At 68.0% G+C, this 12,532-nt stretch carries 10 protein-coding genes; 4 read left to right on the top strand and 6 right to left on the bottom strand.

The features are described from left to right. Positions 1 to 6: 6 nt before the first annotated feature. Positions 7 to 834, bottom strand: a complete 828-nt coding sequence (gene pheA, locus H6G16_RS02500; protein ID WP_190388759.1) for a prephenate dehydratase — start codon at positions 832 to 834, stop codon at positions 7 to 9. Between the two features lie 69 nt (positions 835 to 903). Between pheA and H6G16_RS02495 the strand changes: the two genes are divergently transcribed. After that, on the top strand, positions 904 to 1,416 hold the full coding sequence (locus H6G16_RS02495; protein ID WP_190388758.1) for a DUF1997 domain-containing protein: 513 nt from the start codon (positions 904 to 906) through the stop codon (positions 1,414 to 1,416). Here the strand turns inward: H6G16_RS02495 and H6G16_RS02490 are convergent. From H6G16_RS02490 to H6G16_RS02480, 3 genes are all read right to left on the bottom strand, one after another. Continuing rightward, positions 1,382 to 2,014 (bottom strand): ribonuclease HII, encoded by a 633-nt coding sequence (locus H6G16_RS02490; protein WP_347238762.1) that lies wholly within the window; start codon positions 2,012 to 2,014, stop codon positions 1,382 to 1,384. The two genes, H6G16_RS02495 and H6G16_RS02490, sit on opposite strands and share 35 nt — an antisense overlap. A gap of 3 nt (positions 2,015 to 2,017) precedes the next feature. Next, complete coding sequence (locus tag H6G16_RS02485) at positions 2,018 to 4,072, bottom strand: Rne/Rng family ribonuclease (protein WP_190388757.1); 2,055 nt, start codon at positions 4,070 to 4,072, stop codon at positions 2,018 to 2,020. 397 nt (positions 4,073 to 4,469) lie between these two features. Beyond that, the gene (locus tag H6G16_RS02480) at positions 4,470 to 7,121 is read right to left on the bottom strand and encodes a TIGR03960 family B12-binding radical SAM protein (RefSeq protein ID WP_347238761.1); all 2,652 of its coding nucleotides are present in this window, start codon (positions 7,119 to 7,121) and stop codon (positions 4,470 to 4,472) included. A gap of 135 nt (positions 7,122 to 7,256) precedes the next feature. Between H6G16_RS02480 and H6G16_RS02475 the strand changes: the two genes are divergently transcribed. Genes H6G16_RS02475 through H6G16_RS02465 form a run of 3 tightly spaced genes read left to right on the top strand, consistent with a single transcriptional unit; the run spans position 7,257 to position 9,690 of the window. Further along, on the top strand, positions 7,257 to 8,483 hold the full coding sequence (locus H6G16_RS02475; RefSeq protein ID WP_190388755.1) for an LL-diaminopimelate aminotransferase: 1,227 nt from the start codon (positions 7,257 to 7,259) through the stop codon (positions 8,481 to 8,483). Positions 8,484 to 8,511: 28 nt separating this feature from the next. After that, on the top strand, positions 8,512 to 8,841 hold the full coding sequence (gene clpS, locus H6G16_RS02470) for an ATP-dependent Clp protease adapter ClpS (protein ID WP_242036123.1): 330 nt from the start codon (positions 8,512 to 8,514) through the stop codon (positions 8,839 to 8,841). Then, positions 8,842 to 9,690 (top strand): CPBP family intramembrane glutamic endopeptidase, encoded by an 849-nt coding sequence (locus H6G16_RS02465; RefSeq protein ID WP_190388753.1) that lies wholly within the window; start codon positions 8,842 to 8,844, stop codon positions 9,688 to 9,690. On the opposite strand, the gene H6G16_RS02460 is transcribed toward H6G16_RS02465, so the two are convergent. Both H6G16_RS02460 and cofG read right to left on the bottom strand, forming a co-directional pair. Then, on the bottom strand, positions 9,674 to 11,254 hold the full coding sequence (locus H6G16_RS02460; protein WP_347238760.1) for a photosystem II high light acclimation radical SAM protein: 1,581 nt from the start codon (positions 11,252 to 11,254) through the stop codon (positions 9,674 to 9,676). The genes H6G16_RS02465 and H6G16_RS02460 overlap by 17 nt on opposite strands. A gap of 5 nt (positions 11,255 to 11,259) precedes the next feature. Beyond that, positions 11,260 to 12,273: a 7,8-didemethyl-8-hydroxy-5-deazariboflavin synthase subunit CofG gene (gene cofG, locus H6G16_RS02455; protein WP_190388752.1), complete on the bottom strand. Its 1,014-nt coding sequence runs from the start codon at positions 12,271 to 12,273 to the stop codon at positions 11,260 to 11,262. Positions 12,274 to 12,532: the final 259 nt, after the last annotated feature.

Raw genomic sequence — 12,532 nt, 5'->3', positions numbered from 1 at the left:
GGGGCCCTAGGTCAGGTTGGTGAGCGGGTAGGCGCCAAAGAGGGCCAGGTGCTCGCACAGGGGCTCCAACTGGGCCAGGGCCGCCTCCAGGGGAGCAGATCCCTCAGGCAGCTCCAGATCCACGAAAAAGATGTACTCGCCCATCTCCCGTTTGGACGGCCTCGACTCAATGCGGCTCATGTTGAGCCGACGCTGGGCAAAACAACCCAGCGCCTCGAGCAGGGCCCCCGGCTGGTTGGAATGGAGCGAGAAGGCCACGCTGGCCATGGGGCCATGGGGAGAGCGGGGCCCCCGGCGCAGCAGCAGAAACCGGGTGCAATTTCCGGCGACGTCATTGATCGGATAGGCCAGCTCCTGCAAGCCGTGTTCCACCCCCGCCTGGCGGGACGCAATCGCCGCCCGAAACCGGCTACCCGCCACCATCCGAGCCGCATCGGCCGTGGAACTGGTGGGCAGCTGCAGCGCCTGGGGCAGGTGTTCGGAGAGCCACTGGCTGCACTGGGCCAGGGCCTGGGGATGGGAGAGCACCTCACTCACAGCCTCGATCGGGCCGCTGCCCAGCAGGGCATGGCGGATGGGCAACACCAGGGCCCGCGCCACGGTGAGATCGGGATGCTCCCAGAGGGCGTCCAGGCAGGCCGTGACCCCTCCCTCCACGGAGTTTTCCACCGGCACCACCGCCGCATCACAACTGCCCTGGGCCAGGGCCTGCACCACCGCACGAATGCCGAGCTGGGGCACCAGCTCCGGCTCGGCAACGCCCTCCAGCTCGGCCAGGTGCCGGGTTGCCTGCTCGCCGTAGGTGCCGACCGGGCCGAGAAAGGCAAAACGCATCGCTTCCAGAAACCGAAGGGGAGTGGCCCAAGGGGGCCGATAGGATCATGCCGCGCCGGCCCGCAGGCCATGCCCCTGGCCTTCAGCGCCAGTCAGCAACTGCAACTTGAGGTGAGCCACCAACCCGAGCGGTTGGCCGCCTACTTGGACGATCAGGATCGGGTGGTGAAGGCCCTGCTCGACCCGAGCCAGCTCGAGGCCCTGGGCCAGGGGCGCTACCGCTACTCGGTGACCCATCTGCAGGTGTTCCAACTGCAGATTCAGCCGGTGGTCGACCTGCGCACCAGCCTGGAGCCAGGGCGCCTGGTGCTGGAGGCCACCGACTGCGAACTGGAGGGGCTGGGGCTGGTGGACGACTTCCAGCTCACCCTGGGCTCCTGGCTGGCGGCGGGACCCAGCGGGCTGGAGGGGGAAGCCACCCTGGCGGTGGAGGTGAGCCAACCGCCCCTGCTCAAGCTGATCCCGGCCAAGGTGCTGGAGGCCACGGGCCGCTCCCTTTTGGCCGGCATCCTGTTGGGGATCAAGGGTCGGGTGGGCCAGCAGCTGCTCAGCGACTTTCAAAGCTGGTGTCAGGAGCACTGAGCGTCAGCCGACCCAGAAAACTGCGGCGGTGCAGGGGCGTGGGCCCCCAGGCCTCCAGGGCCGCACAATGCTCGGCCGTGCCATATCCCGCATGCCGCTCCAGGCCATACCCCGGATAGCGCGCCGCCAGGGCTGTGATCAGCCCGTCTCGCGCCTGCTTGGCCAGCACACTGGCCGCCGCAATCGCCAGGCAGTGGCTGTCGCCCCGCACCAGGGTCACCTGCTCGCCACCCCAGCCCCGCAGCGGCAGCACCCCATCCACCAGCACCAGCTCGGGCTGGCAGGGCAGCTTCTGGAGGGCGCGGTGCATGGCCCGCTCCGTGGCCAGCCGGATGCCGTGGCGATCGATCTCCGCAGCGGCCGCCTGGCCCAGGGCCCAGGCCGATGCCAGTTGCTGAATCACCGGCACCAGGGCCGCCCGACGGCGAGCGGTGAGCTTCTTGCTGTCCGTGAGACCAAGCTCGCGCAGGGGATGCAACGCCGTGGCCGGCAACACCACGGCGCCGGCAAACACCGGACCGAACAGGCATCCCCGACCCACCTCATCCAGCCCGGCACACACGGCCGGATCCCGGCCCTGCCAGGGATCCGGCGACACCAATCAGCTGGAAGCGGAGGAGCGGCGGCGGCGACGGCGCGGTTCGCCGGCATCATCCAGTTCGGGTTCCGCGAGGGCGACGGGCGTCACCGGAGCAGAGGTGGTCTCTGGAGTGGTTGGCGCGGCGGCGGCTTTGGCAGCCCCCGTCTTGGCACCGGAGGAGCCTGCGGAGCTGCGGGTGCGACCACGCCGGGCCGGCAGCTCCACCTCAGGGGGGGCAATGCTGACGGTGGTCGGCACCGACACCGTGACCACCGTTTCGGGCTCGCCCGGTTCGGGCAGCGGGGTGATCTCGACCGGCGCGGGCACCTCCCGGAGCGGCACCTGGGCCTCCGTATCACCGGCCTGGCCCTCGGCCGATCCGGAGCCCCGACCACCCCGACCACGACGGCGACGGGAGCCGGAGGCGGCGAGCTGCTGGCGGGCATCCTCCAACACGTCTTCGGCATCCATGCCTGGACGCACCACCCGCACGACAACGTTGTCGCCGCTGGGGGGCTCCTCCAGCAACAGGGCCGGATTGAGACCCATCCAACCAAACACCAATTCCTGGTCGGCATCCATGGGCACAGCCACCAGCTCGTGATCGAAGCGCCGGGGAGCCGGCTCCGTGCTGGCGCCACCACTGCCGCGAGGGGCCTCGAACGCCACGGGAGTGTCGAGGCTGTCGCCAGAGGTGGGCGTCTCCGCCAGATCACTGCCACCGCGCCCACCACGGCCACCGCGACGCCGGCGGCCGGAGCCACCCTCTGCGGTCCCTGGGCTCAGCACCTCGGCCCGGGCCGACGCGGCCGAGCGCACCAGACCGGTGAGGGTGGCCAGGGGCTGGAGGGTGTCCTTGCCGGGCAAGACCGCCACATGGCCCAGACCCCCACAGCTGGGGCAAGCACGACCAAACAGCTCGTAGATGTTCTGACCCTGGCGCTTGCGGGTGAGCTCCACCAGGCCCAGTTCCGTGAGCTGGGCGATCTGGGGCCGGGCCGCGTCATCCCGAACGGCCTGGGTGAAATGCTCCAACACCTGCAGCTGATCGCGACGCGACTCCATATCGATGAAGTCGATGATCACCACGCCGCCAATGTTGCGCAGCTTGAGCTGGCGGGCGATCTCCACGGCCGCTTCACAGTTGGTCCAGAGCACCGTCTCGCGGGAATTGGACGAGCGGGTAAACGAGCCCGAGTTGACATCGATGACGGTGAGCGCCTCGGTGGGCTCGATGATCACGTAGCCACCGGATGGCAAATCCACCCTTGGCTTGAGGGCATCCCGAATGGCGGCGTTGACCTTGAAGTGCTCAAGGATCTCCGCCGACTCGGCGTGGGCCTCCACCAGCACCGAGGTGTGGTCGGAACCGAGGAAGGCGTTGGCCCGGGCCACCGCTTCGGGGGTGTCCACCACCACCCGAACCAGGTCAGGGCTGTAGAGATCGCGCAGCACGCGATGGACAAAGTCTTCATCGCGGTTGAGCAGCACCGGCGGACTGGCGCTCTCCGCCGCGGTCTGAATGCCCTCCCACTGGCGCAGGAGGGTTTCGAGGTCGTCGATCAGCAGCTCTTCGCTGACGCCCTCGGCCTCGGTGCGAATCAACAGCCCCGCCCCAGGCGGCTTGATCAACACCCCAAGGGCCCGCAGGCGGTTGCGTTCGTTTTCGCCGTTGATCCGGCGGGAGATGTTGACGCCCTGGCCCTGGGGCTGGAGCACCAGGAAACGCCCCGGCAGGGCGAGATTGCCCGTGAGGCGAGGCCCCTTGGTGCCGGTGGGTTCCTTCATCACCTGCACCAGCACCTTCTGGCGAGGCTCCAGCAACTCGGTGATGCCAGCGGCACCCTTGCGCAGTCGCAACGGGCCGAGATCCGTGACGTGAATGAAGCCGTTTTTCTCGCTTTCGCCAATGTTCACAAAGGCGGCATCGATCCCGGGCAGCACGTTTTCGACCGTGCCGAGATAAACATCGCCAATTTGGTAGCGGCCTTGGGCCACCACCAGTTCATCAACACGTTCGTCGTTGAGCACTGCAGCGATTCGCAGTTGCTCGGCAATGACGATCTGCTGGGGCATGGGGAGAGGGATAGGGCCCGATGGGCCCGGCCAGGGGAGAACTCAATGGACTGGATCTGGCTTGACCAGATCTGGGCTGGGCGGAACCGGATGGGGGCTCTGCCGATCCCGGGTCATGCAATGCGGTGGGGCTGTCGTCAGCCCGTCAAATCAATCGGCCTGGAGAAGGGCCTGGAGCAACCGGGTTACCGGGAAACCGGACAGCCCGGGAGGCGTTGCTGCGAAAAATGCTGTTCTGATTCAGCCGCGCATCAACTGCCGCGGAACAGCTTTCAGGAATGGAACTTCTTGAAAGCAGTGGGGCGAAGACTGGGGCAGGGGTGCCCTGGGGCGGTGAAACCAGCGAATCTGGCTACCGGCAGCTGAGGACTCCGAAAAAAACGTCGGAATTCACAAGCTATTCGCCTTGGATGGATATTAGCACTGGCTTCAGCACAAGGGCCTGGCGGCGCAGAGCTCTCAACACGAGGGATTGGCCCAGGCGCTCAGCGATCCAGTGCTGCACCTGCTCAGGCCGCAGACTGCGCCCGGAGGCATCGATCGCAGCCCTCAAGCTGCACGGCTGGGTGCCATCTGACGCGGCGGGCATCTGCAGATCCAGCAGAAAGGGCCGGCAATCCCGACTGCGGGGACGACCTTTTTTATCCGTGTCATGCCAGACCAAGGTCTCAGCCGCCAGCAGGGCGGCGCGCGCCCCCTGCCACTGCTCGGGCTCCACCGGCTCTCCCCCCTGGGGCTGGAGCAGGAAGGTCCACTGGGCAGACTCCAGCTCCTGGGACAGGCTCACCCCGAACACCGGGACCCGGGCCATCGAAAGCAGCTGGAATTCAGGGGGCAGCTGGGGTTGCAGCCGCTCCCGCACCTGGGCCGGATCCACCTCCTCGGTGAACTCCAGGTCGAGCCACTCGCCATAACCCTCCACCCCCAGGGGCAAGGGCAGGGCCAGCTGCAGCCGCGGCAGGGGGTGGAAGCCGCCGGTGAAGCTCACCGGCAGCCCGGAGCGACGCAGGGCCCGCTCCAACATCCGCAGGGTGTCGAGGTGGCTGATCAGGGCCAGGGAGCCCGATTTGGTGAAACCGATCCGCAGCCGATCCACCCGCTCACTGGCCGGGGCGCGCTGGGGCAAGGCGACCGGAATCGCCGGCGGCGGAATCACCACGTTGTGGCCGAGCTCCGGACCACACACGCCGCAGCTGCTGCAGCCCTCAAAAGAACAGTCGGGGACAACGGCCGCGGCCAGGGCCCGCTGGAGATCCTCCGCCAGCCAGCGCTTGTCGAGGCCCGAATCGATGTGGTCCCAGGGCAGGCTCTGGCGGCAGAAGCCCTCCAGATCCGCCGCCTCCATCGCCTCAGCCGCGCTCCAGGCGCCGAGCTCCAACTGGCGGTAGCGCCCCCCCAGACCCGCCGCCTCGATGGCACCAGTCCAGGCGGCATAGCTGCGCTCCGCCGACTCAAACCAGGCATCGAGACCCGCCCCAGCCCGCCAGGCCGCCTCAATCACCGCCGAGACACGCCGGTCGCCGCGGCCAACAAAATCTTCCACCGCCGAGAGGCGCACGTCGGTGAAGTTGGTCTTGAGGCCGCGCAGCTGACGCAGGGCCCGGCGCAACAACTCCTGGCGCCGCCGAAACTCCGCGGTGCTGACGCTGTGCCACTGGAACGGCGTGTGGGGCTTGGGGGTGAAGTTGCTGATCGTCAGATTCAGCTCCAACCGGCCCAGATCGGCACACTGCCGCTGCAGGGCCTGACAGGTGTCGGCGATGCCGAGCACGTCGGCGTCGGTTTCCCCCGGCAGGCCGATCATGAAATAGAGCTTCACCTTGCGGTAGCCGTTCTCCATCGCCATGCGGATCCCGGCCAGCAGCTCGGCATCAGTGAGCCCCTTGTTGACGATGTCGCGCAGGCGCTGGCTGCCGGCCTCGGGGGCGAAGGTGAGTCCGCCCTTTCTCGTTCCCCCGAGGATGTGGGCAATGTTTTGATCGAAGCGGTCCACCCGCTGGCTGGGCAGGGTGAGGCTCACGTTCTGGTCTGCTAAGCGGTTGCGCAGCTCAACGCCCACCGCTGGCAGGGCCAGGTAGTCGGAACAGCTCAGCGACAGCAGGGAGAAATCGCTGTAGCCCGTGCGCCGCATGCCCTCTTCCACCGCCTCCACCACCGCCTCGGGCTCGACGTCGCGGGCGGGGCGGGTGAGCATGCCGGGCTGGCAGAAGCGGCAGCCGCGGGTGCAGCCGCGGCGGATCTCCACCGTGAGCCGGTCGTGCACCGTTTCGATGTGGGGCACGAGCCCCATGGCGTAATGGGGCATCGGCGTGGCCGTGCGGCGCTGAATCCGCGCCGGAAGACCGGGCTCCAGCGGCTCGAGCGCCACCCCATCGGCACCTGGGGCATACAAGCTGGGCACATAGACCCCTGGCACTTGGGCCAGGTCACGCAACAGCTCGAGACGTGTCAGACCGGCAGCGCGAGCCTCGGCCACCACCAGACCGATCTCCGGCAACAACTCCTCGCCGTCGCCCAGGGCGATGAAGTCGAAGAAGGCGGCGAAGGGCTCCGGGTTGCTGGTGGCGGTGGGCCCTCCGGCGAAGATCAGCGGCGGCGCCGCCGGGTGGCTGAGGGGCAGGTCGCCGCGGTCGGCAGCATGGATCGGAATGCCAGCCAGCTCCAGCATCTCGAGGATGTTGGTGCCGCCCAGCTCGTAGCTGAGCGAGAAGCCCAGGATGTCGAAGGCGGCCAGGGGCCGGCGGCTCTCCACCGCAAACAGGGGCACCCCGCGCTCCCGCAGGCGAGCCGCCAAATCCGGCGCCGGCAGGTAGCTGCGGTCGCACAGCTGGCCGGGGAGGCTGTTGAGGATCGAATAGAGAATGATGTGGCCGCTGTTGCTGGCGCCCACCTCGTAGACCTCGGGGTAGGTGAGCGCCCAGCGCACGCCGGCAGCTGGCCAGTCGGCCGCCCAATCCCGCTCACGCACCCCCAGCTCATTGCCCAGGTAGCGGGCCGGCTTGCTGATCTCCAGGTCGACGAGGGTGGGGAAATCCACTGGGGCCGCCACTGGACCATCTTGGGGCGCCTCGACGGGGACGACAGTCACAGATGCGGGCGGCTGGGGAGCTGCCTTGATCGTATGCAGCGCCACCCGCCATAGGACAATCCCGCCATTCCCTTCCGTCCGCGACATTCTTCTTCCATGGCCCAGGTCAACGGCAACTACCTCAAGCTCAAGGCGGGCTACCTGTTCCCGGAGATCGGCAGGCGGGTGAAGGCCTTCAGCGAAGCCAACCCCAGTGCACCGATCATCCGTCTGGGCATCGGTGATGTCACCGAGCCGCTGCCGGAGGCCTGCCGCACCGCCATGAAGGCCGCCATCGACGAGATGGGCACCCGTGAAGGCTTCCACGGCTACGGGCCCGAGCAGGGCTATCTCTGGCTGCGCGAAGCGATTGCCCAGCACGACTTCCAGTCCCGCGGCTGCCAGATCACGGCCGAGGAGATCTTCGTGTCGGACGGCTCGAAGTGCGACAGCTCCAACATTCTCGACATCCTGGGCGAGGGCAACCGCATCGCCGTGACCGACCCGGTGTATCCGGTGTACGTGGACAGCAACGTGATGGCGGGGCGCACCGGCGACGCCGATGACGCCGGCCAGTACGGCGGCCTCACCTACCTGCCCATCAACGCCGAAAACGGTTTCACAGCGGAAATCCCCAACGCACCGGTGGATCTGATCTACCTGTGCTTCCCCAACAACCCCACCGGCGCGGTGGCAACGAAGGCGCAGCTCCAGGCCTGGGTGGACTACGCCCGCGCCCATGGCGCCCTGATCCTGTTCGACGCCGCCTACGAGGCCTTCATTCAGGATCCCTCCCTGCCCCACTCGATCTATGAGATCGAGGGCGCCCGCGAGTGCGCGATCGAGTTCCGCTCCTTCTCCAAGAACGCCGGATTCACCGGCACCCGCTGCGCCCTCACCGTGGTGCCCCGCGGCCTGATGGGCACGGCGGCCAACGGCGAGCGCGTGGAGCTCTGGGGCCTGTGGAACCGGCGCCAGTGCACCAAATTCAACGGCGTCAGCTACATCGTGCAGCGCGGGGCCGAAGCCGTGTATTCGCCCGAGGGCAAGGCCCAGGTGAAGGCGCTAATTGGCTTCTACATGGAGAACGCCGCGATCATCCGCCGGGAGCTGCAGGCGGCCGGCTTGCAGGTGTATGGCGGCGAGCAGGCCCCCTACGTGTGGCTGAAAACGCCGGAGGGCCTGGATTCCTGGGGATTTTTCGATCGTCTGCTCAGCAAAGCGAATGTGGTGGGCACCCCCGGCAGCGGTTTCGGCGCCGCCGGCGAGGGCTACTTCCGCCTCTCGGCCTTCAACAGTCGCGAGAACGTGGAAGAAGCCATGCGGCGCATCCGCGCCCTTTAATGGAACCGTTGTCATGACACCAGCGGCCATGACCTCCCAACCAGTCGCCAGCCAGAGCCCGGGCCGCGAAAGCGGCGGAGCGGCTGTGATGGAGAAGGCTCCAGAGCGGGTGCGCAAGCCGTCTCCCCGCTACAAGGTGTTGCTCCACAACGACCCGGTGAACACCATGGAATACGTGGTGAGCACCTTGCGTCAGGTGGTGCCCAGCCTCAGCGAGCAGGACGCGATCGCCGTGATGCTGGAGGCCCACAACACTGGCGTGGGCCTGGTGATCGTCTGCGATCTGGAGCCGGCGGAGTTCTACTGCGAAACCCTCAAGGCCAAGGGCCTGAGCAGCAGCCTCGAGCCGGAAACCTGAATGGCTCCGCCCTCAGCCGAGGTGCCCCACGCGATCCGGCCCCATGGCTGGGGCACCCTGCTGTACGTGCCCCTGCTCTATGCCGCTGGATGGCTGGTGTCCCGTCCCCTGGCCCTGGTGGCCCCTGGCTGGCGCTCTGACCAGGTTGACCTGGCCGGGCTGGTGGTGGCGCTGCTGTTGCTCCTGGTCAGCCTGCCCATGCGCCTGCGGCGCGTCTGGCAAGAGCCCCACCCCTGGGCGCGGCTGGGCGTGGCCGTCCCCCCAGCCGTCGCTCTCCGCAGCGGCGTTCGCGGCCTGCTCAAGGCCCTGGCCCTGCTGGTGCTGGTGGCCGGGGCCCTGCTGCTGGCCGGCCAGGCCCAGTGGCTGGGTGAAGTGCATGGCGCCCTGCTCCTCAACGGCCTGTTGCTGCTGATCGGGGTTGGCTTCGCTGAAGAGCTGCTGTTTCGCGGCTGGCTCTGGGGCGAACTGGACCTGCTGGTGGGCCCCAGGCGGGCCTTGCTCCTGCAGGCCGTGATCTTTGCCCTGCTGCACCCGTGGTATCGCGCCCCTGGCCTGGAGGCGGTAGGCCTGTTGGGGGGACTGGTGCTGCTGGGATTGGTGCTGGCCCTGCAGCGCCGCGCCGATGGGGGCTCCCTGTGGGGGGCCGTCGGCCTCCACGGCGGCCTGGTGGGGGGCTGGTTTCTGGTGCAGAAGGGATTGCTGCAAATCTCCCCGGCGGCACCCGCCTGGTGGGTGGGGCCCGGTGGCGCCGACATCAACCCGATCGGCGGCCTGATCGGCTGGATCGGCCTGGCGGCCCTGCTCTGGGTGCGCCGCCGCTGGTGGAATGGCGCTAACGGGTCGCCGTAGCCAGGGCTTTGCGCCCCTCCACCGGCGCGTGCAACGCCTCCTCGAGGGGAGCCAATCCGTAGTCGCGCTCGAGCAGATCCATCACCGTGCGACCGAAATCGGCGGGGTTGCGCTCGAACGCCTCCAGGCAGATGCGGCCGAAGGTGCTGCCCATGGGCTCAGGGTTCCAGAGCAGCTGGCGGGCCGTCCAGGGCAACATGCTCATCGGGTTGTAACCGGGCTGGATGAGGCCTTGGTCGAAGCCGTACTGCTCCAGATGGGTGTGGGGCTGCAGGCCGATGAAGAAGATGGCCGGCTCCACCTTGTCGGCCCCGAAGATGCGTTCGAGCTCGCGGTGGTAGGCCACGGTCTGGCGGATCGTCTCGGGCCGCTCGTCGATCACGTTGAACGAGTAGTTCACCGACACGTGCTCGCGGAAGCCGGCCCGCGCCAGCAGGCGGCAGTTCTCCAGCACGGTGCGCAGGTTGTAGCCCATGCGCATCTTTCGCACGAGCTCCTGGGAGCCGGAGGTGATGCCGATCTCGAAGTAGTCCATGCCGGTGGCCACCATCAGCTCCGCCAGCTCGGCGTCGAGGTTGTCGGCCCGGATGTAGGCGGCCCAGCGGATGTCGTTCCAGCCCTGGGCCTGGATGGCTCGGAGCAGCTGCTTGGCATCCTCGATGTAGCGGCGCGCGGGGATGAACTGGGCATCGGTGAACCAGAAGCCGCGCACCCCCTTGGCATAGAGCTGGCCCATCTCTGCGATCACCTCCTCGACGGGGTTCACCCGCACCGCCTTGCCCTCCACCACCGTGTACACGCAATAGCAGCAGTTGTGGGGACAGCCGCGCTTGGTCTGCACGCCCACGTAGAAGTCGCCGCCGTCGAGATACCAGTCGAGTTGGGGCCAGATCTCAGCGATATAGGCGTAGTTGCAGGCGGTTTTCTCCATGCCCGCCGGCTGCTCATGGATCAACCCCGCCCGGGGCGCTTCGCCCACCACGAAGCAGCGTTCACCGGCGATGGAGTCACCGCGGATCAGCTTCTCCAGGAGGGGCTCGCCTTCGCCCACCGACACCACGGTGCCCTTCGGGAGCTTGCGGCCCAGCTGCTCGTAGAACACGCTCACCGCCCCGCCGCCGATCACGGCGCGCGCTTCAGGGTGGAAGCGGCGGGCCCGGCGCAACCCCCGACGCACCAGCCGCAGATTGCGCCACAGCTCGCCGTAGAACGACGCCATCAACTGCAAACCGCCCCAGGCCCCCCGCAGCCGTCGCAGGGGGTTGCGGGCATAGAACACCTCAAAGGAGTTCTGCAGGGGATTGCCCCCCCGGCCATCCACCGGCGCGTAGATCTGGATGTCGCGCCAGGAAAACACCAGCAGGGTGGGGCGGAACGCCGCCACCACCTGGAGCAACACCCGCTCCACATCGAGCAAGGGCACCGCGGCCAGGTCGAGGATGCGCTGGGGCATCTCCCCGAATTGCTTGTGCAGGTGATCGGCCAAATAGATGGGGCCGATCGGGAAGATGGGGTTGCAGGGCAGCCGTACCAGCAGCACCCGGTGGTCGCTCGTGGTGCTCACGGCCGTTAACTCCAGGGGCCCGAAGAGATGGACGCTAACAACCTGGATTCGGCGCGGCGGGCCTGCTCCTGAATGGCAGCGGGCAGCCAGGACTGCCAGGCCGGATGCACGCACAACCGAGGCACCAATCGGTAGCCGGAACGCGCCAGAACAGCCGCCAACTCAGTGGGCGTGGGCTGGGGATAGGCGGGATTGATCACATCGCCGCTGTCGATCCCGCCCAGATCGTCAATGCCGGCCGCCAGGGCCGCAGGCAAGGCCTCCAGGGGCCAGAGGTTCGGCGGCATCTGCAGATGCACCTCCGGGGGCAGGGTCCTGCGGGCCTCGGCGATGGTGCCGAGCAGGTCGGCCTGCTCCGCTGCGGTGAGCCGCTCGGCCGTGGCGCCATCGGGCCGGAAGGGCTGCAGGATCACCTCCTGCAGATGGCCCCAGCGCCGCTGCAGCCTGGCCAGTACCTCCAGCGCCTCGCGGCGATCGGCCTGGCTCTCCCCCACCCCCAGCAACAACCCGCTGGTGAAGGGAATCCCCAGCCGCCCGGCCTGCTCCAGCTGGGCCAACCGCACCTCCAGCCGCTTGCTCGGTGCCCGGCGGTGCAGGGCGTCATAGGCGGGGCCAAGCCCCTCCAGCATGAGCCCCATCGAAGCGTTGAGCCGGCCCAGGGCCGCCATCTCCGCCAGGGACAGGGGACCCGCATTGGTGTGGGGCAATCGGCCCGCCGCCCAGGCCAGCCGACTGAGCGCCTGCAGGCGGGCCAACCAGGCGCGCCGATGGGGAGAGCTGGGCGAGACCTCGCCGCTGAGCAGCAGCACCTCGGCGGCCTGGGGCCGGGCCCCCAGAACCGCCCGGGCCTCGCCATCAGGCAAGGCATCCGCCAGGGGATCGACGGGATTGGCGGGCCTGCGAAAGCTGCAATAGCCGCAGGCGTTGAAGCAGCTCCGGGTGGGCACCAGCGTGACGCTGGGACTCCAAGTGATCGCGCCGCCCCCGCGGTACACATCAGCAGGGCTTATTGGAGCCATCAGCAGCGCTGGGGCGCCCAGGCGGCGACCTTCTCACCAGTGCCGCAATCTTCCGTTACAGTTGCGTGTGATGGGATTCCGTCCGGCGGTTTTCGCCCTGGCGGTTTACCGCCCTCCATACCCGTTCCTCTGGAACACCCTTCTCTCGTTCTCATGACAACCACTATTCAGCAGCGCCAAGGCGCTTCTGCGTGGAACCAGTTCTGCGAGTGGGTCACCTCCACCAACAACCGCCTGTACGTGGGCTGGTTCGGTGTGC

It is taken from the genome of Cyanobium sp. FACHB-13342, assembly GCF_014697415.1.
In the GTDB taxonomy this organism is placed as follows: domain Bacteria; phylum Cyanobacteriota; class Cyanobacteriia; order PCC-6307; family Cyanobiaceae; genus Cyanobium_A.
This window is presented reverse-complemented; position numbering and strand designations above follow the sequence as displayed.

Bases quoted from the DNA above. Each gene is read 5' to 3' on its own strand.
- pheA (WP_190388759.1), bottom strand. From the start codon at position 834: ATGCGTTTTGCCTTTCTCGGCCCGGTCGGCACCTACGGCGAGCAGGCA.
- H6G16_RS02495 (WP_190388758.1), top strand. From the start codon at position 904: ATGCCCCTGGCCTTCAGCGCCAGTCAGCAACTGCAACTTGAGGTGAGC.
- H6G16_RS02485 (WP_190388757.1), bottom strand. From the start codon at position 4,072: ATGCCCCAGCAGATCGTCATTGCCGAGCAACTGCGAATCGCTGCAGTG.
- H6G16_RS02475 (WP_190388755.1), top strand. From the start codon at position 7,257: ATGGCCCAGGTCAACGGCAACTACCTCAAGCTCAAGGCGGGCTACCTG.
- clpS (WP_242036123.1), top strand. From the start codon at position 8,512: ATGACCTCCCAACCAGTCGCCAGCCAGAGCCCGGGCCGCGAAAGCGGC.
- H6G16_RS02465 (WP_190388753.1), top strand. From the start codon at position 8,842: ATGGCTCCGCCCTCAGCCGAGGTGCCCCACGCGATCCGGCCCCATGGC.
- cofG (WP_190388752.1), bottom strand. From the start codon at position 12,273: ATGGCTCCAATAAGCCCTGCTGATGTGTACCGCGGGGGCGGCGCGATC.